Below are 20,713 nucleotides of genomic sequence, written 5' to 3' on the forward strand. Positions count from 1 at the left end.
ATGAGCATTGCGATGTGAAGTCCGGTCAATCGAGGCACATCAACTCGCTGTAGAGATAGTCGATGTTCTCCGGCGCCAAATCGTGGCTGATGTACATCTTGGGTCGCCCCGGTACGCTGACCGATCCGGCCGGACGGTGGCCCACCACTCTGGTTTCGACCAAGGTTGCCGGAATGCCCAGCCGCACCGACAGGTATCGGTAGAAGTGCGACTGGAACTGCCGGAACAGTTCATGCGAACTGACGTACAAGACCGTCCCGAACACACGGAACCCTCGGTACTTGTCGCGTCGGAACATGACATGACAACTCTTTTCGCCGTCGGTCAGCACTGCATGGTGCACAGTGGTCGCAGAGTGGTCGCGAAATATCTGCGCGTCACTTCCGGACAACAAGTTCAGAATGTCGTCGCGATCGTCGACGACCCGCACCTTCCGCGACAACAGCGGCCATGGAACGTTGGGCACCAACGAGGTGGTGGTGTCGAGCTCGGAGAATCCGAGACGGGTATTCAGATTCTTGACGTGAGGATTCGGTGTCAGGTCGGTGAAGGTGTAGCCACGTTGCCGAAGCAGTGCTCTGAGCATTTTCAGGCCGGTGGCCCGGTGTTCTTCGGCCACACACCACACTCCGAGGTTGCAGATGCGATGCAGTTGACCGTCGATGTTCCGTTCCGAATACAACGCAAGGTAGGCGCCGACGACGCGCCCGTTGTCGTGCATGAAGTAGCCACGGTTGGGCTGCTCGGTATCCCATGGCGGGGACATCGCTCGTCGCCATTCCGCTGCTGCCCGTGCTCGCCTGAGTCCCTGCCGGGAGAACTCCGCGTGCAGGAACTCTGCCACCGACCAGGTGTCCGCAGCGGTGATCGGTTCGACCATGACCGAATGACCACACTGAATGCGACCAGTGCCCGCTGCCGCACCTGAGGAGGACTTCGGATCGGACATGGATTCACACTCCTTTTGCCATCGGCAACGCGGACGCCGGCTTGAGTTCGATCGATCTGGTCACCGTCACACGCCCCACCATCGACGGATGACCTCCTCGGCGGCCTTCCCCTTGGGCGAGAAGTCGAACACGTCCGGTTCGCTGTATGGAGGGTTGATCCACACCCACCAGAACATGCCGCCGAACCAAGGCTGGTCACCGAAGGTGCTCAGCAACGTCTCGTATCCGGCGGCCTGTTCGGCTTGATCCTCGATCTTGCTGATGGTCCAACTCGACGGATTCGTCGTCGTTCCCCGCTGACTGGTGTACCCGGCCTCGGTGAACACGATCTTGCGGTTGTAGGTCGCCGACAGTGCGGCCAGACGCTCCACATACGGCTCGGCCGCTCGCTTCAGCGCCTGGACGTCGGTGGTGGGGGTATCGCTGAGTTTGGCGTAGGCGTGCACGCCGATGTAGTCGAGCGCGTCCCAGAAGGTGACGTGCTCCCAGTCTGGGCCTGACGCGTAGGTCAGCACACCGTCGTAGAGATCGCGAACAGCCTGGATCACCGCCAACCAACCCGGTCGGTCGTCGGTGGTTCCGGACAACTCGGTGGCTACGGCGAACTGTTCGGCTCCCAATCGCTGCGCCATGGCCGCGTAGTGGGTGATGAAGTCGGTGTAGGACCGAAACCACGCCGGTCGATCGTCAGGGCGAATCTTGTTGCTGCCGTGTACCGCCAAGTTGAGGTGCGGCTTCAAGAGGACCTTCAGACCCAGCCCGTGGGCTATCTGGATCGCCCGCTCCTGGCCGGCGTCGCTCACCGACTTCTCTGTCCGGTAGATCTCAGACGATGTTCGCGTCTCCTGATACCAGGTGGGCGTGAACTGCACCCAGTTGGCGCCCAGCGCCTTGACCTCGCGCAAGGACTGTTCGACGTCGGGACCGTCGTAGCCATGTACTTCCCAGCTCGGTAAGGCGAATCCCCGTATCTGGACGGACGTGTCGGCGTGCCCGACCCCGGTGGCGGGTCCAGAGTCGAAGTACCGCACTCCGACCGCCGCCGCGAACACCGCGAGAAACGCGATGCAGCGGATCGAAAGCGCCCTACGGCGTGCCCCATCCGGCCGGCCGAGCGTTCGGTTGCTTCCCGACCGCCCGCGGCGGAGAGGCGGTCGTCGGTCCTCGGCACGTACCGGCATCAGATGTCCGCCCGTGAGGTTGCGTCACAGGTGCTCGACATGATGTGCCTTCACACGGTGACGACAGTCGAGGAGAAACTTCGAATGAGCGACGACTTCGTCGTAGTCGAAGATGTCGTGGTCGGTCAACAACACGACCGCATCCGCGGAGGCCAGTACCTCTGGGGTGACGTCGACGCGCTGAAGCAGGCTGTCTATCGGAGTTGTCTCGACGATGTGCGGGTCGGCCCCCAATACCTCGGCGCCCATCGCCGCAAGCAGCTGGGCGACGCGCACCGACGGCGACTCTCGTGCGTCACCGGTGTTTTTCTTGTAGGACAGGCCCAGCAGCAGGATGCGGGATCCGTTGACCGATCGCTTCTGCTCGTTGAGTCCCATGGTGACTCGGCGTACCACGTGGTCGGGCATGTGTTCGTTGATGTCATTGGCCAGCTCGACGAACCGGAAATTGTGGCCCAGCGTTCGTTCCACACACCACGACAGATAGGACGGATCGATCGGCAGGCAGTGCCCGCCGACGCCGGGACCGGGCGTGAACCGCATGAACCCGAACGGTTTCGTCGATGCTGCGTCGATGGCGTCCCAGACGTCGATGCCGAGCTCATGGGCGAAGATGGCGATCTCGTTGACCAACGCGATGTTGACGTGCCTGAAGGTGTTCTCCAACAGCTTGGCCAGTTCCGCCTCACGCGGCGAGGCCACGGGGATCGTCTTCTCCACGATGGAGTCGTAGAACGCGCGCACCGCGGCCAGTGAAGCCTCGTCGACGCCCGACACGATCTTGGGCGTATTGACCAGTGTCCATGTGACATTGCCCGGGTCAATGCGCTCCGGGCTGTAACCGAGGTGAAAGTCGGTTCCTGCCAGCAACCCTGACACGTCTTCCAGGATCGGCGCCACCAGTTCCTGTGTGGTTCCCGGGTAGGTCGTGGATTCCACGATGACGGTGGCTCCGGGGCGGAGGAATCGGGCCAACGTGTGGGCTGACTCCTCGATGTAACGAAGGTCGGGGGCGCCCTCGCGCAGCGGTGTCGGCACGGCGATGACCGCGACATCGAAGGCCGCACAAGCACGCGCCTCCGACGACGGATGAAACGTTCCGTCGGCCAGGATCGCATTCAATTCGGCGTCGGCGATGTCCTCGATGTAGGACTCCCCGACCAGCAGCCGTTTCACCCGGGTTTCGTCGATGTCGTAGGCGATCACATGGTGACCGACCTGTGCTGCTCGGACCGAAAGCGGTAGGCCCACATACCCTTGACCGACGACGACGACGCGCATCATTGACCCTTCCGGTAGCGCTGGACACCAAGGCGGTTGCCGACGGTGAGCGTGGAGACGACCCTCTTGGCTTCCAACCGCCAGGAGGTATCCCGCTCGTGCACCAATGTTCGCGGAATTGCCTGACGTCCAATTGATTTGGAAGCCGTTACGGCACAGGCATAGTCGTACCCAGCCCCTCGCGAGGCCGCTACGACGCGTTCATCGAGATATCCATAGGGGTAGCAGAACCCGCGTACCCGTTCGCCGAGCAAGTCCTCCAAGATTTCCCGGCTGCGTACCGTCTCCTCGGCCAGCTGGGCATCATCGGTCTTCAACAGGGAGACGTGTTTGAGTCCGTGTGACCCGATTTCGATTCCGGACCGTGCGATCTCGCGAACGTGGTCAGAGGTCACCAGGGCCTTACTCGGGCCGGGCCGACTCCACTCGTTGTCGCCTCCGAGTCGTCCTGCCAGCACGAACAACGTGGCGGTGAAGCCATGTCGCTGGAGGACAGGCATCGCGTTGGTGACGAAGTCCTGGTAGCCGTCGTCGAAGGTCAGCCCGACCATCCGGCGCGCCCGGCCCTCAGACTTGGCTTCCAGCAACTCGCTCATCGACACACCCCGCAGACCTCGGCGGCGCAGCCAGCGCATCTGCTTCTCGAACCGCTGAGGAGTCATCGTCACCTCGTAGGGATCCTCGTCGTACGGTGCGATCGAGTGATACATCCAGACCAGTGGGATGGACGCCAGTTCATGAGCCTTCGAAGACTCTTCGGAGGTCGATGACGTCATGGCCACACCCCTTCTTTCGTCATGCGCTGCTGCGGCGGAACTGATGTGCTTCCGCGAGCTGCGTCTTCGAGTACCTGGAGGTAGACCGCGTCGAGCTGTGGCATCACCTGCGAAAGCGTGAATCGGGCTGCTTTGGCGGGTCCGGCGGCACCCAGGCGAGACCTCAGCTGCTCGTCCTCGAGGAGACGGCGCATCGCTGCGGTGAGCTGTCCGGAGTCACCGGGCTGGACGTGCAATCCCTCCACACCGTCGGTCACCACATCCAGCAGACCGCCGAGCGCCGAGACCACGCAAGGAGTCGATGCCGCAAGACATTCCACGGCAACGCGGCCGAATCCCTCGGGCACCACGCTCGGCACGACACCTATGGCAGCGTGGCGCCACGCTGCCACCACCGACGCCTGTGGCACGTTGGTCACGACAACCACACCGGGTCGGTCACTGATCGGAAAGTCGTCGCGAGGCAGACCTGCGAGGACCAGCGGAACGTCGATGCCGACATCGCGGAGCCGGGTGTGAGCGTCGAGCAGGACATCGACGCCCTTGTGAACGCCCAGTGCGCCCGCGTAGAAGACGTAGGGTCCCTCGGCAGGCACGAAGTCCGGACGGGTGGCGGTTCTCTCATCACGGGCCAGAGCCAACAGATCGTCGTCGATGAACGTCGGTATCACCGAGATCGCGCTGCGATCGGCCGGTCGCGGTGCCGAGCCACGGGCTGCGAGTGCTGTGGAGGTGGCCGTCCACTGGGCGACGTCGCGGTGGCGTCGTGAACCCACTTGATGCAGGCCGGCCGCCAACGGAATCCCTTTGAGGCCATATTGGGAGTACGCGCACGCCACACACTTGCCCAACTCGGGGCCGGAGCAGACATTGCGACCACGGTGCAGCATCACCTTGGTCGCGCAGACCTGACTGTGGTCGTGGGCGCTGGCGACCACCGGCACGCCGTGCCGTCGAGCGGCACCGAGCACGCTGTAGAGAATCCAGCCGCGTACGTTGATGACGTCGGGACGGAAGCTGCGGATCAGGTCGTCAAACGCGCGCACGAACAACGGGTCCGGCACGGGAGGGAAGAACAAGTGGGTTTGCGATTCGTACGCACCCGGTACGTGGGCCATCGCCATCGGCAGCCGGTGGACCTCGACTCCGTCCATGTTCTCGCGGTTGGGGGCGTCGGGATGCTGTGCCGTTGCTACCGCTACCGTCCGTCCCTGTCTCCGCTGGGCACGGGCCAGCGATCCCACTGAGAGCTCCAGGCCACCTACGTTCGGCAGGAAGCTGTCGATGGCGTGGAGTATCCGCAAGCCATGCAACCGATCACGCGTCGAGGCCGTCATGAGCGCGCCGCTTCGGTCGTGCCCTGGCCGATGCCGGTGTGTGCTGCCGACTTGTCGGCACCCTGTGCGGCACGGAACCGGTACAGGCCTCCTACCGTGAACAAGATGGCGGTGACCACCTGTGCGGTCAGCACCGCGACGCCGGCGCCGAGCGCCCCGAAATGCGGCATCAGGAGCCAGGAACCGCCGATGCTGATGGTCGCTCCCGTCACGGTGAACAGCGCGATGACCGCGAGCCGTTGCTGGACCCGCAGGATCGTCATCGCCACGTTGATCAGCGCGTCGGGGAATGTCGCCAGCAAGAGCATGATGAGCAGGAAGCTGTAGTCGGCGTAGCCGGGCCCGAAGATGCTCAGGATCTGTTTGGCGAACAGGCAGGTGATCGTCACCGGCACCGACAGCAACAGTGCGATCATTCGCGCGGCACGCTTGGCCTGCGCTCGCAAGCGGGTGGGATCATCGGCGCAATCGGCCAGCAGCGAATTGGATATCGACGCCGCGATCGCGAAGAACACGGTGGCCACCATGACGGTGACGGTGATGTAGCCGAGTTCGTCGGTCGGGAATACCGCGGCCGCGAGAATCGGTATGACGAATGTCGGTGCCCGCATCGCGAGGGTGGCGATGTGGTCCCAGCCGACTGATCGGCGCAGCTGCGTCAACCAGATCAGCCTGGGTCGGAATGCGAAGTTCGGTGTCGCGCGCGCCAGCAGACGGATCGACAGGGTCAGTGTGATGGCCAGCGAGGCGACCCACACGATGAGGATGGTGTGGGTGGCGGAGGCATCGGCGCCTACGGTGGCTGCTCCCAAGAGCAGCAGTGCCGCAATGGCGACGAGTCGCGACACGCTTCCCACCATGGTGCCGAGCAGGGAGAAGTCGGCGCGGCGCACACCGAGCAGTGCCGCGTTGGTGACGAACATGATCGCGGTACCCACGGTGCCCAGCGTCAGCAGTGTCAACAGCCAACCGGTGCCGATGTTGTCGTGCAGACGGCTCGGAAGCAGCTGCGCACCAACGACGGCAAACGTTCCTGACGCAACGATCGTGACGAGCAACGCGGTGCTGAACAGGCCGTTGCGCTTTTCCGGGCCGGCGCCGGGAAGCAAGCGGGTCAGCAGCGGAATGAAGCCGGCCACCGCGAGGATCGCCACGAGGGTCATCGCCGAGATCACGGTGTTGGCCATGCCGATCGCGCCGGGGGGCACACTGCGCGCGCAGATCACCCAGAACACGTATCCCAGAAAGGATGTGGCGTACGACAGCGCCAACAGCGCCATGCTGTTGCCTACCAGACCGCGCGCCTTGGGGGGTGGAGACAGGGTCATTGCGCACACCACCCGGTAGGAAGGATGCCCTGCACGAGCACACCGGTCAGCTGGTCACGCACGGTCACTCGCAGAGGGATGTCCGTCCCGGTGGCGACCGCATGCCGTTCACAGAGCGCCGGCCGACTTTCGTCGTGCACCGTCACCAACAGCGTTGCCCGTTCACCGCTTTCGGCGACGTCCAACCGGCTGTCGATCGAGATGGCTCGCCCGATGCTGTCGGCAGCCTTGAATTCCGCGTCGCGAACCAGTTGAGCACCGCCGGGACCGATGGCAGTCATGCCGAACGCCAGGTCGTATCCGGGACGCGTGGCCACTTGCTCGATCCCGAACGCCGAGGGCATTTGTTGCGACGGCGACCACTTTGCGCCGGTCGCCGCCACCACCACGAATGTGCTCACGAGCACGGCGACTGCTACTGCCAGTTTGCCTACGTTGCGGCGCACGAACACTCGAGGTAGTCGCGGCCGGCTTAGTGCACCCAACATCGTCAGTAGCGCGCATCCGACCACGAGTATCCAATCGAGGCGCCGGATGTGCGAGTAGTTCATCCCGAAGCTGAAGATGTGCATCCAGGCTGAGATCGCCGCCTGAGTGCAGATGGCACCGATGATCGCCGATACCAGAGCTCGTTGCCACAGACGCCTCGGCCGACGCGAAAGGCCAAGCACCACACCAGCGCACACTGCGGACGTCGCTGCCACTGTCGCGATGATGATTCCGGTGGCGGTGACCCGTGCTCCCTCACCCATGAAGTGGATGGCGGGTCCCGCCATGGCATACCAGGCCAGCGTCGTCGCGATCCGGGATCCCAGCCACGCAGCGGGACCGCCACCGGTGCGAACAAGCAGTGCGCACAGCCACAGTCCGGGGACAAGCCAGATTCCGATGATCCCGCAAGCCAGCGTCAGCCACGCCACCGGGTTCGTCGGCAGGCTGAACAAGGCTCCCGGTTCGGGTTGGGTCCAATGTGCCAGCAGAAGGCAGCCGACTCCGAGCACTGAACCGGCCAGCACCTGGCTCCTGGCTGTCTGCGAGTGCGCCGTGATCGGTTCGGCCTGATGGAGCGGTTCCAACCACCGTTCGAGAAGGGACGGCCGGCGATGACGCGCGTTCTTGCCGACGACTTCGGGGACGTCGGATGCCGATGCTCCAGCTGGGACGTCCGGGTCGGGACGCTCGTCGTAGCCATCGGCGAAAGCCGGTGCGGCAGAGGGATTCTTGAAATCGGTCATGGCGTCGACACTTCGCAACTGCCGGCCGCGGTACGGGCGAGGGCCTCACGGTCAACCTGGTAAACGGTCAGCGGACCCGCCGCGTAGACGGCGCTCAGCCACGGCAGGCAGTTGAAGCGGTCGAGCGCAGCTTGCGGAATGAGTTTCGTGCCGCCGCGGCCGGGCTCTTCTCGCGTGAACCACGTTCCCATTTTCGGCCGGGTGAGCGCCATCCGTGAATCGACGACAAAGTAGCTGATCCGGGAATCCCAGATTTGCTTGAGCACTTCAGGGCGCACGGGTTCAGCGTTCATGTAGATCTCCCAGATCGGGAACCGCTGGCTCGGCCGCAGAGCGGACATCCGCCCCAGCGAGCCCACTTGAGAAGACACATAGCGGTCCGCCATCACCGGGGTGTCGACCGGCGCATGGGCCGCCAGCCACTCGGCCACCTTCTCCCCGCCATACGACATCGATCGCGCATCGTCACCGACATGTGCACTACCCGGGAAACGGTGTGAGACATTGACTCCGAGTGCCGCGCTTCCGCACGCCAGTACGGCGAAGATGGTGCCGATGGCGGCCATCCGAACAGCAGGTCGGGCGAACAGGGCCGACAATGGCCGCAGGCGAGAACGCTTGGCGGAAGGCGAAGTTCGGGCCAGCGACCACGCCATACCGAACGTGACGGCCAGTCCGATGAAGCTGTAGCCCCACGACCGGTGCGCCCCCTCGGCTCCTCCGCTGGTCAAGAGCATCGGCATACTCGCGAAGAACATGCCGCCGAGCACTGCGAACGCCCAGGAAGCGGAACCGATTCGGCCGCGGTTGCGCCACAACATGAGGACGGCCCACAGGTAGATGCCCAAGTTCACGAAAGGGAACAGATAGCCCGAGACGAGTTCGTAGACCGGGTTGGCCGAGTTGGCGAACAGCGAACGCTGTCCTCCCGTGCGTCCGACGCCGTTGAGGATCTTGTCCAGTTGCGCGAATCCTTCGGCCAATGCCGGGCCAAGGTAGTTGAGTAACCAGTCATACTTCTCCCGCCACCAGAGATGGATGGAGCCGAGCAGACCGAACCAGATCAGCGCCATCGGCCATATGCGCTCGTCATGGCTGCTGAGTCGACCGGCTGCCGCCCGCGGGAACCAGAAACCCAGGCGGACAACGATGATCAGCGTCAGGATGAGGGTCAGCATGATGGTGCTGAGGTGGTGGATCGTCGGCAGTACCAACACGCATAGCAGGGCTGCGGCCAACGCGCGGACGGGCGGCCGTCCCGTCGCGCGGCCCGTGGCCAACGTGGCCGCCAGGCACCACAACACCAACGGCAGGGCCAGGCTCTCGTAGGAAACCGCCACGTTGAAGTACATCCAGGACGGGTTCATGGTGTACAGCACCGCACCGGCTGCCGCCCCTGCCGCGGGCATCCCCACCGCGCGGCACAGCTGATACACGGCCAGGACGGAGAGGATGTGGGCGAACGCGACGACAGCCAAACCGGTCAGCCAGAGCGGAAACCCGGATAGGTGGGCAACGGCGCTGATCACCTGGTGCAGCCCGAAGAACTCTTTGGTGATCGGTAGCAGGTGCAATGTATGGCCGACATCGCCGGCCAGGAATGTCTCCATCGCCTGGCGCAGGTGGACAAATTCGTCACTGCCGGTCGGGCTGTGGTGCAACAGCCTGGGAAGCATCCCGAACAGGCCGATACCTGCCAGTGCGCAGGCTCGTGTCAGACCGTCGATCTGGCGGCTGCAGGCAAGCGCCACCAGCGAGAACATCGCGCTCAGGAAACCGATCCAGTAGATCGCGAACTGGAAATTGTCGGGTTCGTCCAGCCCGGCGGCGTGGTGGTGCGACAGCACGATCAGGGCACCGCCGATGGGCGGCAACACACAAGCCAGAATCACCTTCGGGTTGCGGCGGCGTGGCGGTGCCGGCAGGTTCGAGTCCGGAGATTGCAGGTGGCTCTCATCGACACTGTCGTCGAGCACCCCTGCGTCGGTAACGGAGGTCATGTCCGCACCTTGTTCCTGCTCGCGGCGACCAACGTTGCGTCGAGCTGCCGTGCCACTTCCGCCGCTTTCGGAAGCGCACAGCGCCCCGCGCGCTCTTCCCGGGATCCTGACGCGGCAAGCGATTTGGTGATGGCGTCGGCGAAGCGGGCAGCCACCTCGCCGTCGGTGCCTCGCACGTCACACAGCTGCGCCGCTGCGTCGGCTCCGGCCCGACGGACGACCTCCCGGTGTGCCGGGATATCGCTTGCGATGACCGGCAATCCGGTCAGCAACGCCTCGGCGAGTCCGATGCCGTATGCCTCCTGCAGGCTCGCAGTCGCGTATACCGCGGCGCTGGCCCAGAAGCGGTCGAGCGTCTCGTCGTCGACAGCTCCGGTGAATGTGACTGTGCTCTCGACTCCCAGTTGCGCAGCCAATTCCCGATGCCCGGCCAGGGCAGGCCCGTCTCCGACAACAGCGAGCTGGACGCTGGCCCCGCGTTCCTTCAGCGCGGCAGCGGCACGCACCAGCAGATCACCGCGCTTGTACGTTTCCTGGCGGGCCACGGTCAAGACCAAACCGGCGTTGCCGGTGGTACACAGCTGCTCTCGCTGCTGAACATTGATCACCGGAGGAACAACCACCACGTCGTCGGGCTGTACTTCACGGGGGAAGTCACGCAGCACGAGTTCTGCCTCGGCGTCGGTGTCCACGATGATTCGGCTGCTGGCCGCCATCAGGCGCCGGCCAAGAGGCCGATAGGCCCGGTGCAGGATCCGGCGGACGGGCGTGTGACCGACTCCGTGATAGTGCGGGGTGAACACCACTGGGACGGTCGCCTTTTCGGCCGCCAGCCACGCCAGCGGGGTGTGGTAGCTGTGGACCCACAGCACATCAAAACGACCAGGCCGGGTGGCCGCACGCACTGCCGCCGGTGACGGTACGTCGAACACCTCGCCGACCGGCAGAAGGTGGCGCTCGACGGTGTACCCGGCACATGCTTCGCGGCGCGGTAGCGCCGTGGACCGGGGGACCTGGGTGATGATGGTCAAGTCGATTCCCTGAGCGCTCAGCGCAGCAGCCGCCGCGGCCACGTAGGTCTCCAGGCCCCCACGAAATGGTGCGAAACGCGGTGCGAGGACCCCGATTCGAAGGGTCGAGTGCCTCATACGACCTCGAGCGGGAAACTGGGGCGTTCCGCATGAACGTGGGGTGCCGCGACCTCCTGCCCCCACTCGATGTTGATGCGTCCCAACAGATCTGCGTATCGCGCGGCACTGCGGCGCCAGGACTGCGGGTCCAGGTGGGCGATGCCGATCAACGGAATTGCCGTCTTGATCCCTTCGGCGAGCGCAACGGGATCCGATGGCGGCACCAGGACCGCACCGGTGTAGTCGGCGGCGGCTTCGACCAAACCTCCGACCGCTGTGGTGACTACCGGCAGACCACGGCTCATCGCGATGTGCAGTGGTCCGGACGCCGACGAACGGCGATACGGAAGTACGACGAGATCGGCGGCGGCGAAATGCGCCGAAACCTCGTCGTCGGACACGTAGCGGTCGACGATGGTCAGCCGGTCGGCCGGCAGGATCCGCGTCAACTCGTCCAACGGTTCGCGGTAACCCTGCCAGACCTCACCGACCACGCTCACGTGAAGGTCGATCCCGGCGGTTTGCAACAGACGGACAGCAGCGGCGAGTTCTGCATGCCCCTTGTACGGCCGCACCACTCCGAAGATCAGGACGCGGATCGGCTCGACCGATCCAGGCGGGCAGTGCCGTCGCCCCTGAACCTCGAGATTGGCGAGAATCGGCTCACCGAGCCGAGCGTGGTGCGCGTAGGGCCCGTGCGGGATCACGGCGATCGGCAGATTTCTCAGCTGTGGATACGTGTTCTGGAATTCACGCTTGTCGAATTCGGAGTGAACCACGGCCGCGTCCGCTCGGCTCAGCAGTACCCGCATCGCTGCCCGGGTGTAGCGGCTCACCAGTGGCAACCCGGCCTCGCCCACGTCTTGCAGCTCATGAAACTCGACAACCAGTCGCGCTCCCGATCGCCGGGCCAGCCATGCCAGGGCCAGGTAGCTGTGCAGCACCGTGCCCGTCCACCACTGCAGCACGACCACGCTGGGGCGAGTACGCCGCCAGAACTGCAGGGCGTCCCACGCCGAACGGCCCCAAAACCAGTCCAAGCCGTTGAACACCGGGACCCTCGGCAGAAACAGGACTCCGTCGGTGGCGCCGACCCGGGACCGGCCCGGATAGAAAACACGGGGACAAAGCCGCCGCAGGAGCAGCATGGCAACCGGGCCGCGCTCGACGAGTGCGGCACTCAGCAAGGCCGTGTAGTAACTGACACCGGAGAGGAATCTGTCCCCAGGGCCGACAACGAGAACTAAAGGTCCGGGCAGTGAGCCGTCGTCCCCCCGGACGTGCTCCTCCGTCACAAAGTGCCCCTGAGCCGCTCTCCGGCGTGAACCTGCTTGCGAATCGACTGGACGACGCGTCCGCTGACTCCGTTGCGGTGCCCACGGAGCACCGTACGAAGTACCCGGATTCCGTCGCGAACGGATTTGAGGTTGGAGCTACCGGCCCGTCGCGGCAGTTCGAGACTGGGGACCTCCGCCACGCGTAGACCCGCCTGCATCGAGCGCACAACCATTTCGGCCTCGATCTCGAAACCCGTGGCCGAGAGGGCGAGCAGATCGAGATAGCGGCGGTGGAAGGCACAGAACCCGTAGCAGAGGTCGGTGAGTTCGGCGCGATACAGAGTGTTGAACACACCCAGGAGGAAGCGGTTGCCGAACCGCCGGAACTTCGTGATGTCCAACGATCCCCCGCCAGGGATGAAGCGGGACCCCTTCACGAAGTCATAACCGTTGGCGAGGAAGTGGACGTAGTGGGTGATCTCGTCCGGAGTCATGCTGCCGTCGGCATCCATCATCACGATGACGTCGCCGGTAGCGGCCATGAACCCCGTTCGGAGGGCGCTGCCTTTCCCGGCGCCCTCCTGGTCCACCACCTTGATGTCGGGGCGGCAGCTGCGAGCGGTGATCAGAGTGGCGTCGGTCGAGTTCCCGTCGACGAGGATGACCTCGCTGATGTCGTCGGGAATCTGCTCGAGCACCCAGGCGATGTTCCGCGCCTCGTTCTTGACGGGAATGACCAAGCTGACCGTCAAGGCCGGCCGGGTCGCGACGCCGCGTTTGCCCCGCATGGCCGCACGCGGAACCGCATCGACAACCTGAACAGAACCGTTCGCGATTTGCGCGGGCGGGGGCGCGAGGCCCGATCCGTCAGACGTTGGGTGCTCTGCCATGTCGTTTCCCCCGACGAGTAGAGATTTGTTACTACAGTGAATGCCTCACTATTAGCTAGCCTGACCGCTGGCGACCCTCCAGCCGTGAGACAAGCCGACAGTAACACCCGCTTATCATGGTGGCAATACTGTTTGACATGGGTTTTCTGGCTGTTAAACCCGAATGAGCCAGTCCAAATTAGCGAGCAACCCAAAATTCGCTGGAATGAATCCAGCGAGCACATAAGGTCATACCAGATCTCACGACGGGATGTGACGAAATGACTGCTACAGACGATTTTTGGCAGTACATCGACCGTGCGCGGACGGCCCAGGAACTCGGTCGCGAGCCTCGGGGCTTCGTCACTCGCACGGCACGCGTTTCGCTCGGTGACCTACAGGCTTTTCACGTGCGACTCGCATTCGTGGGTCGCCGAACGGGGGTTGTGACGGCGGCGACGGCCCAGACTCGCCGAGCCCGAACGGGCGCGCCGACCTGCGTCGCGTTAGCCAATGCGGCGTCGCGTTACGTTGGACACCACCGGGAAGAGGCCCGCCAAGCTGAGCGGCCACAGCCTTGCAGAACGCGAAAGTGCGCCCACAGTCGTCGAACCCGAAGGTTCACGACCGTGAGCGCACTTTCGTGAAGACGCGGCCTACTTCAGCAGCGCCCGGCTCATCACCACGCGCTGAATCTGGTTGGTGCCCTCATAGATCTGCGTGATCTTGGCGTCGCGCATCATCCGCTCGACCGGGAAGTCGACGGTGTAGCCGGCCCCGCCGAACAGCTGCACCGCATCGGTGGTGACCTCCATGGCCACATCGGAGGCCAGGCACTTGGACGCTGCGGAGATGAACCCGAGGTTGCCCTCGCCCCGCTCTGCGCGGGCAGCGGCGGAGTAGACCATCAGCCGCGCGGCTTCGATCTTCATCGCCATGTCGGCGAGCATGAACTGCACCGCCTGGAACTCGCTGATGGACTTTCCGAACTGCTTGCGATCCTTCACATACTCCAGCGACGCGTCCAGGGCGCCCTGGGCGATCCCGACAGCCTGCGCACCGATGGTCGGGCGGGTGTGGTCGAGCGTCGCCAGCGCGGTCTTGAAGCCGGTGCCGGGCTCGCCGATGATCCGGTCGCCCGGGATGCGGCAGTTCTCGAAGTACAGCTCGGTGGTCGGCGAACCCTTGATACCCAGCTTCTTCTCTTTGGGCCCGATGGTGAAGCCCTCGTCGTCGATGTGCACCATGAACGCCGAGATGCCGTTGGCGCCCTTGTCGGGATCGGTGACCGCCATGACGGTGTACCAGGAGGACTTGCCGCCGTTGGTGATCCAGCACTTGGCGCCGTTGAGGATCCAGTCGTCGCCATCTGCCTTGGCGCGGGTGCGCATGGCCGCGGCGTCACTGCCGGCCTCGCGCTCGGAGAGCGCATAGGACGCCATCGCCTCACCGGCCGCGATCGAGGGCAGCACCTTCTGCTTGAGCTCGTCGGAGCCGCGCAGGATCAGTCCCATGGTGCCCAGCTTGTTGACCGCCGGGATCAGCGACGCCGAGGCGTCGACGCGCGCGACCTCTTCGATGACGATGCACGCCGCAACCGAGTCGGCGCCCTGGCCGCCGTACTCCTCGGGTACGTGGACGGCGTTGAAGCCCGACGACACGAGCGCGTCGAGCGCCTCCTGAGGAAAGCGCGAGTTCTCGTCTACATCGGCGGCGTGCGGAGCGATCTCCTTCTCACACAGCGCACGGATTGCGTCCCGCAGCTCTCGATGTTCCTCGGGTAGCTGGAACAAATCGAACGACGGATCTCCAGCCCAGTTGGCCATCTTCATCTCCTTGCTACTCACCGGTAACTTTAGCTCGTCTGCGCCCGGTCGCGAAGTTGCAGCCCGCGCCGCCTCTCAGCAAAACTTCAGCAAGAGACTTGGTTCCCTCTCACATTCATTGGGTACTTTCCGAGACATGCAGGTGTACATCGATGGCCCAGCCCTTCGCCGTACCGCGCATTGCGAGTGTGGTTGGAACGCTACTCCGCGTTGGTTGCGCGCCTCAGCAGTCGTGGACGCGGGCATGCATGCAGCACAAACAGGCCACATTCAGGTGGCTTCGCCCGTACAGAGCGTCGAGCCGGTCGTCGTCCTTCGAGCCTCCTGACGCCGTTTCCCTGTCGCGGCGTCCCGTGAGCCGCGCCGAGACCCTCAGCGAAAACTTCGCGTCGTACGACGTCTCCCGATAGTTAGCTCGTCAATCTGTTGACGAGATCGTCAGATCTAGCAACAAATCGTCTCGGCCAGCTGCTGGCGCCCCGTCGAGTCCCGGCTCGCCGTCGAGTCCGCCTTCTTCATTCCCGGCATCGCCATCAGCACCTTGGCCACCGCCAAAGATCCCGCCGCGCCCGCGCCGGCCATCACTGCCACCGACGCCGAAGTCGCCACCGGTTGGCGGTTACGGAAAAGTCAACACATGAAACTACGCAGCTCGGGCACCGGCACACCGTCGGCGGTCGCCTGAGCCGTGCAGATGCTGCTGGGGAAGCCTGTGTAGCGTTCCCATGCGCCGTTGACCAACCGGATCAGGGATTGCGCGTCGCCGAGTTCTCCGCTGTCGACATACGCCCAATTTCCGTAGCAGCGTTGGACATTCAATTGCTGACCCATGTCCGCGGCGATGTCCGCCTCGTCGCAATCGACCGCCAGGGGCTCCGCACCTGCGGGCCGCTCTGGGGTCACCCGTATCTCACTGCCCCGTTCGTCGCGGCAAGAGGACAGGTAGCCGTACTCCTGCGCGGCCGCCGATGTGGGCGTGCTGCACATCCAGCCTTCGAATTCGGCGGACCAGGAGTTGCCGGTGTGCACGAGTGACGGGTCATGCAGGTATCGGTCGGTGATTCGCATGGCTTCCTGGCACGGGACGGCACCGGAGATCACCGTCACGGTCCCCCGCGCACCCGTCGCGGGATAAGCGACGACTCCACACCCATCGAAAAACGTTGCGGGAACGACCGGCCGCGGCGTTGCGTCGCCGGCTAACGGGAGTTCCGGCTCGTCGGCACACCCGACTGCGAGGACCGCGACCGCCGATATCGTGGCTGCGAAAAATCGGAAAGCCATCGTCTCCCCCTCCGGACGCTCACCTTGAAACCATTGTGCGCCAACCGTCGAGCACAGGCGGGCAATTGACCTCCGACATGGCGCTGCCGTGTCATCCGTTCGTACGCTTTTTCGTCGGTTCGGGGCCGAACCTTCCCTATTGACGCTCCTGGTGATTAACTCGCCTGGACATAGCAAACGTTGGCGGATCAGCACTCGTTGCAAGGCAAGCTATTGGCGAGGACATATCGTCCGTCGCACGTTGACAGCAGGGCGACTCGGCAACTTTGCCGGCCAGAGGGGGCCACTATGGGACATGCACGCTTCATCGGGCGGGTAGGCGCGTTGGCAGCCGCACTGGGCATCGGAGTAGCGGTCGCCTCGTCGCCTACGGCATGGGCGGATTCCGAGGACACCACCACCTCGGCAAGGGACCGGACAACCAGCAGGGACGACGTCCGTAGCGACGCCGACAAGCAGACACGCCGCCCCCGCGCTGAGCGCAGCGGAGGGGCGACTGCCGCCCAGCGCAGCGTCAATGACAAAGCGCGCGGGTCTGGTTCCGAGATCACTGACACCGCAGGCGAATCCGACGACCTGCTCTCACAGCGAAATGAACGCTTACCGCTTCGAGAACTCGCAGACGTCACGGAGCCTTCCGAAGTTCGAGAAGTCGACCAGCCGGCAACCGCGTCGGTCTCCGAAGTCCCGGTCTTTCAACAAGTCCCGACGGGAGCAGTGACACTTGACGTGTCGATGGCTCCCGCGGTTGTCGAGACAGTCACCGAGAAGCGGCTTCTCACCGCCGCTCTCGCGCCGCTTCTGACACCGGTCCCGGACATGCCCGGTGAATCACCCATCCTGTTGGCCATGCTGGCGGCGGCCCGACGCCCGGCCACCTCCGCCGAGTCACGGTTGGCGCAGGGGGCTCAGGCGACATCGTTGGTTGCGGCGGTGCCGAATACCAGCCCTACCATTACTTCCATCTCCGCCGGCACCGCGGGACTGTTCACCGCGAATGTGAAGGGCCGGGTCCGTGCCACCGACGACGACGGAGACAAGCTCACCTATGTCGCAACCGCGACCAAGGGCACTGTCACCATAAATTCGCGCGGTTACTACACCTACACTCCCACCGCGGCAGCGCGGCACGCCAGCGCCGCAGTACCTGGGTGGGATCAGGGCACCGTCACCGTCACCGTCACCGACGGCTACGGAGGCTCGGTCAGCACCTACATCGGAGTGGCGATCCGTCCCGCCAACGTCAAGCCGAACGCGAGAGCTACTGTCGGAAAGGGAAATCCGGCCAACGGGATCGTCACCGGCAAGATCAATGTCACAGACCGCGACGGAGACGCAGTGACATATGTTGGGAGCGGCCCGACTTCGCGCGGCACCGTTGTCATCCACGCCGACGGTAGCTTCGTCTATACCCCAACAGCTGCCGCTCGCGAAGAAGCCACCAGCATCTTCCGCCGCAGCGACCGGTTCACCGTCACCGTCAGCGACGGTCACGGCGGCGTCGACCGCGTCAGTGTCCGCGTCGGGATCGTGCCACCGAGTAAGAACGCGGCTCCCACGGTGGGTAACCCGAGCTACTCCATCACCGGAGTCAACGACAGCAACGGTCAGGTCACCGGGTACGTCAACATCGCCGACCCAGATGGCTTCGGACTCACCTACTCCATCGTGGCCGGCATCGACGCTGCCACCGGATCACTCGTGATGGACGCCGCCAACGGCAGCTTCACATTCACCCCGACCACCGGTGCTCGCGAGAACGCCCACCGTTCGCCGGGTGAAGACACCGTGCAGTTCACCATCGGCGGCAGCGATGGTTTGTCTACCGCGCCAGTCCTTGTCACCGCTGTCATCAGCCCCAAAGCGCCTCCACCGCCGCCGCCTCCCCCACCGCCCAGCACCCGGATGCGGTGGCCGTTGGCCTCCGTGCAAGTCAATCGCTACTTCGGCGGCAACGGCCACAACGGAATCGACCTGCACGTGACGATGAATCCGCGGACACCGGTCTATGCGGCTGCCGACGGCGTGATTTCGTTCGAGGGTTATGGGGAGAACCATTCGTGGATGACGTGGATGGCCGGTATCTCCGTACTCGTCTGGCATCCCGGCCTGAACGTGTACTCCGGATACGCACACCTCAGTAGCACCGTCATCAACAACGGGCAGACGGTCACGCGCGGGCAGTTGATCGGGTATGCCGGTTCCACCGGCAACTCGTCGGGCCCCCATCTGCACTTCGAGGTCTTGCCGAGGACACCGAATTTCGGCAACGGGTATTCGGGACGGATCGACCCTCTGCCTTACCTTCGATAGTCCGCGGCTGCCGACCCCCGCACACGGTTGCCCAAAGCCAAAGGCTCCGGGTCAGGTGCGCGTACGGTCGAATGCGTCACCGCCGGGACGGATTGGGCACGAGCGCGAGTGGCCGAGCAGCACTCAACGCAAAGCGAAACAGCTACTCGCCCAGCAGTTTCCGTCGCAGCGTTTCGTCCTTCTCCAGAACCATCTGTTCCAGGGAGGCCTGGTACGCAGACATCCGCGACTGCAGCGCTGAATCCGAGGACCCGAGGATCCGCACCGCCAGCAGGCCGGCGTTGCGCGCTCCGCCGATCGACACCGTGGCCACCGGCACCCCGGCCGGCATCTGCACGATCGACAGCAGCGAGTCCAGCCCGTCGAGCCGGGCCAGCGGCACCGGCACCCCGATCACCGGCAGCGGCGTCGCCGAGGCGACCATGCCCGGCAGGTGCGCTGCTCCCCCGGCGCCGGCGATGATCACCACGATACCTCGCCCGGCGGCCTCCGTTGCGTAGGTGAGCATCCGCGCCGGGGTGCGGTGTGCCGATACCACGCCGACTTCGAAAGGCACCTCGAACTCCGCGAGCGCCTCGGCGGCTTCAGACATGACGGGCCAGTCGCTGTCGCTGCCCATGATCAGGCCTACCCGTGCAGAACTCATGCGTGCGGATCCCATCCGTCGGTCCAGACTGCGTGCGACAACCAGTGTGCCGCCCGCTCTGCGCGCTCCCGCAGGGCCTCCACGGAGTCGCTGCCTACGAGGTTGACGTGGCCGATCTTGCGGCCGGGCCGTTCCTCCTTGCCGTACAGATGCACTTTGGCGTCGGGCATGCGCGCGAACAGGTGGTGCACCCGCTCGTCCATCGACATCGCCGGCGTCTCGGGTGCCCCCAGCACGTTCCCCATGACCGTCCACGGCGCGAGAGCCGAGGTGTCGCCCAGCGGATAGTCCAGTACCGCGCGCACATGCTGTTCGAACTGCGATGTGCGCGCCCCGTCCATGGTCCAGTGCCCGGAGTTGTGCGGGCGCATCGCCAGTTCGTTGACCAGCAGGGTGCCGGACGTTGTCTCGAACAGCTCGACGGCCAGCACCCCGACCACGCCCAGCGACGACGCGATCCGCAGCGCCATTTCCGAAGCCTCGGCACCGAGGTCCGGCGACAACGAAGGTGCCGGCGCGACGACGGTGACGCAGATGCCGTCGCGCTGCACCGTCTCGACCACCGGCCATGCGGCGCCCTGCCCGAACGGCGAGCGCGCCACCAGCGCGGCCAGCTCGCGGCGCATCGCGACGCGCTCTTCGACCATCACCTCGACGCCGTCCTCGAGGTACCGCGCCACCGCTGAGCGCGCCTCGTCGGTGGTGGAGGTGAGCACGACGCCGCGACCGTCGTAGCCGCCGCGCACGGTCTTGATGACGACGGGTCCGCCGACCTCATTGCAGAACGCGTCGACGTCGTCCAACCCGGACACCGCGGAGAACCTCGGCACCGGGACGCCGAGCGCGGACAGCCGCTGCCGCATCACCAGCTTGTCCTGCGCGTGGATCAGCGCCGCCGGCGGCGGATAGACCGCGACTCCTTCGGCCCCCAGCGTCTCCAAGAACTCGGTGGGCACGTGCTCGTGATCGAACGTCAGAGCGGTGGCGCCGGCGGCGGCGCGGCGCAGCGCGTCGAGGTCGGTGTGGGAGCCGAGGACGACGTCGGGGGTCACCTGGGCGGCCGACTCGTCGTCACGCAACGCCAGCACGCGCAGTGTCTGGCCCAGGGCGATCGCAGCCTGGTGGGTCATTCGGGCGAGTTGACCGCCGCCGATCATTGCTACGACCGGAGATGACGCAGAAGTTCTTCGCACGGCACATATCGTGTCATGGCTGAGACCACACCGATGACCTGCGGTAACGAGGCGATGCGACAGCGGCGGCATCGTTTCCGTAGACTT

Annotated in this window: 17 protein-coding genes; 1 reads left to right on the plus strand and 16 read right to left on the minus strand. The window is 64.8% G+C overall.

Features of this window, described 5'->3' with window-relative positions; translation table 11 throughout:
- Positions 1-25 precede the first annotated feature (25 nt).
- The 14 genes from ACQI46_RS21560 to ACQI46_RS21625 form a co-directional block, all read right to left on the minus strand.
- Positions 26-880, minus strand: a complete 855-nt coding sequence (locus tag ACQI46_RS21560; protein ID WP_427096082.1) for a hypothetical protein — start codon at positions 878-880, stop codon at positions 26-28.
- A 135-nt stretch (positions 881-1,015) separates the two neighbouring features.
- Positions 1,016-2,002 carry a glycoside hydrolase family 113 gene (locus ACQI46_RS21565; protein WP_427096083.1) on the minus strand — a complete coding sequence of 329 codons (987 nt, stop codon included), beginning with the start codon at positions 2,000-2,002 and terminating at the stop codon, positions 1,016-1,018.
- Positions 2,003-2,155: 153 nt separating this feature from the next.
- Positions 2,156-3,415, minus strand: coding sequence for a nucleotide sugar dehydrogenase (locus ACQI46_RS21570; RefSeq protein WP_427096084.1), 1,260 nt, complete (start codon positions 3,413-3,415; stop codon positions 2,156-2,158).
- The gene (locus tag ACQI46_RS21575) at positions 3,412-4,188 is read right to left on the minus strand and encodes a polysaccharide deacetylase family protein (RefSeq protein WP_427096177.1); all 777 of its coding nucleotides are present in this window, start codon (positions 4,186-4,188) and stop codon (positions 3,412-3,414) included. The genes ACQI46_RS21570 and ACQI46_RS21575 overlap by 4 nt, the downstream gene beginning before the upstream one ends.
- Positions 4,185-5,525, minus strand: a complete 1,341-nt coding sequence (locus ACQI46_RS21580; protein ID WP_427096085.1) for a glycosyltransferase family 4 protein — start codon at positions 5,523-5,525, stop codon at positions 4,185-4,187. Before ACQI46_RS21580 ends, ACQI46_RS21575 begins: the two co-directional genes overlap by 4 nt.
- Positions 5,522-6,853 (minus strand): hypothetical protein, encoded by a 1,332-nt coding sequence (locus ACQI46_RS21585; RefSeq protein WP_427096086.1) that lies wholly within the window; start codon positions 6,851-6,853, stop codon positions 5,522-5,524. The genes ACQI46_RS21580 and ACQI46_RS21585 overlap by 4 nt, the downstream gene beginning before the upstream one ends.
- Positions 6,850-8,088 (minus strand): hypothetical protein, encoded by a 1,239-nt coding sequence (locus tag ACQI46_RS21590; RefSeq protein WP_427096087.1) that lies wholly within the window; start codon positions 8,086-8,088, stop codon positions 6,850-6,852. Before ACQI46_RS21590 ends, ACQI46_RS21585 begins: the two co-directional genes overlap by 4 nt.
- Complete coding sequence (locus tag ACQI46_RS21595; RefSeq protein WP_427096088.1) at positions 8,085-10,088, minus strand: hypothetical protein; 2,004 nt, start codon at positions 10,086-10,088, stop codon at positions 8,085-8,087. Before ACQI46_RS21595 ends, ACQI46_RS21590 begins: the two co-directional genes overlap by 4 nt.
- Positions 10,085-11,236 (minus strand): glycosyltransferase family 4 protein, encoded by a 1,152-nt coding sequence (locus ACQI46_RS21600; RefSeq protein WP_427096089.1) that lies wholly within the window; start codon positions 11,234-11,236, stop codon positions 10,085-10,087. The genes ACQI46_RS21595 and ACQI46_RS21600 overlap by 4 nt, the downstream gene beginning before the upstream one ends.
- On the minus strand, positions 11,233-12,513 hold the full coding sequence (locus ACQI46_RS21605; RefSeq protein WP_427096090.1) for a glycosyltransferase family 4 protein: 1,281 nt from the start codon (positions 12,511-12,513) through the stop codon (positions 11,233-11,235). The genes ACQI46_RS21600 and ACQI46_RS21605 overlap by 4 nt, the downstream gene beginning before the upstream one ends.
- Positions 12,510-13,283, minus strand: a complete 774-nt coding sequence (locus tag ACQI46_RS21610; RefSeq protein WP_427096091.1) for a glycosyltransferase family 2 protein — start codon at positions 13,281-13,283, stop codon at positions 12,510-12,512. The genes ACQI46_RS21605 and ACQI46_RS21610 overlap by 4 nt, the downstream gene beginning before the upstream one ends.
- Before the next feature lie 737 nt (positions 13,284-14,020).
- A complete protein-coding gene (locus ACQI46_RS21615; RefSeq protein ID WP_427096092.1) occupies positions 14,021-15,190 on the minus strand; it encodes an acyl-CoA dehydrogenase in 1,170 nt (389 codons plus the stop codon).
- Positions 15,191-15,634: 444 nt separating this feature from the next.
- Positions 15,635-15,799, minus strand: a complete 165-nt coding sequence (locus ACQI46_RS21620) for a hypothetical protein (protein WP_427096093.1) — start codon at positions 15,797-15,799, stop codon at positions 15,635-15,637.
- A gap of 21 nt (positions 15,800-15,820) precedes the next feature.
- On the minus strand, positions 15,821-16,297 hold the full coding sequence (locus ACQI46_RS21625; protein WP_427096094.1) for a hypothetical protein: 477 nt from the start codon (positions 16,295-16,297) through the stop codon (positions 15,821-15,823).
- Between the two features lie 912 nt (positions 16,298-17,209).
- Between ACQI46_RS21625 and ACQI46_RS21630 the strand changes: the two genes are divergently transcribed.
- Positions 17,210-18,787, plus strand: coding sequence for an Ig-like domain-containing protein (locus tag ACQI46_RS21630; RefSeq protein WP_427096095.1), 1,578 nt, complete (start codon positions 17,210-17,212; stop codon positions 18,785-18,787).
- 142 nt (positions 18,788-18,929) lie between these two features.
- Here the strand turns inward: ACQI46_RS21630 and purE are convergent, their stop codons facing one another.
- Complete coding sequence (gene purE, locus ACQI46_RS21635; RefSeq protein ID WP_427096096.1) at positions 18,930-19,433, minus strand: 5-(carboxyamino)imidazole ribonucleotide mutase; 504 nt, start codon at positions 19,431-19,433, stop codon at positions 18,930-18,932.
- Positions 19,430-20,590 (minus strand): 5-(carboxyamino)imidazole ribonucleotide synthase, encoded by a 1,161-nt coding sequence (locus tag ACQI46_RS21640; RefSeq protein WP_427096097.1) that lies wholly within the window; start codon positions 20,588-20,590, stop codon positions 19,430-19,432. Before ACQI46_RS21640 ends, purE begins: the two co-directional genes overlap by 4 nt.
- Positions 20,591-20,713: the final 123 nt, after the last annotated feature.

Source organism: Mycobacterium sp. SMC-4 (genome assembly GCF_050205565.1).
Classification (GTDB): Bacteria; Actinomycetota; Actinomycetes; order Mycobacteriales; family Mycobacteriaceae; genus Mycobacterium.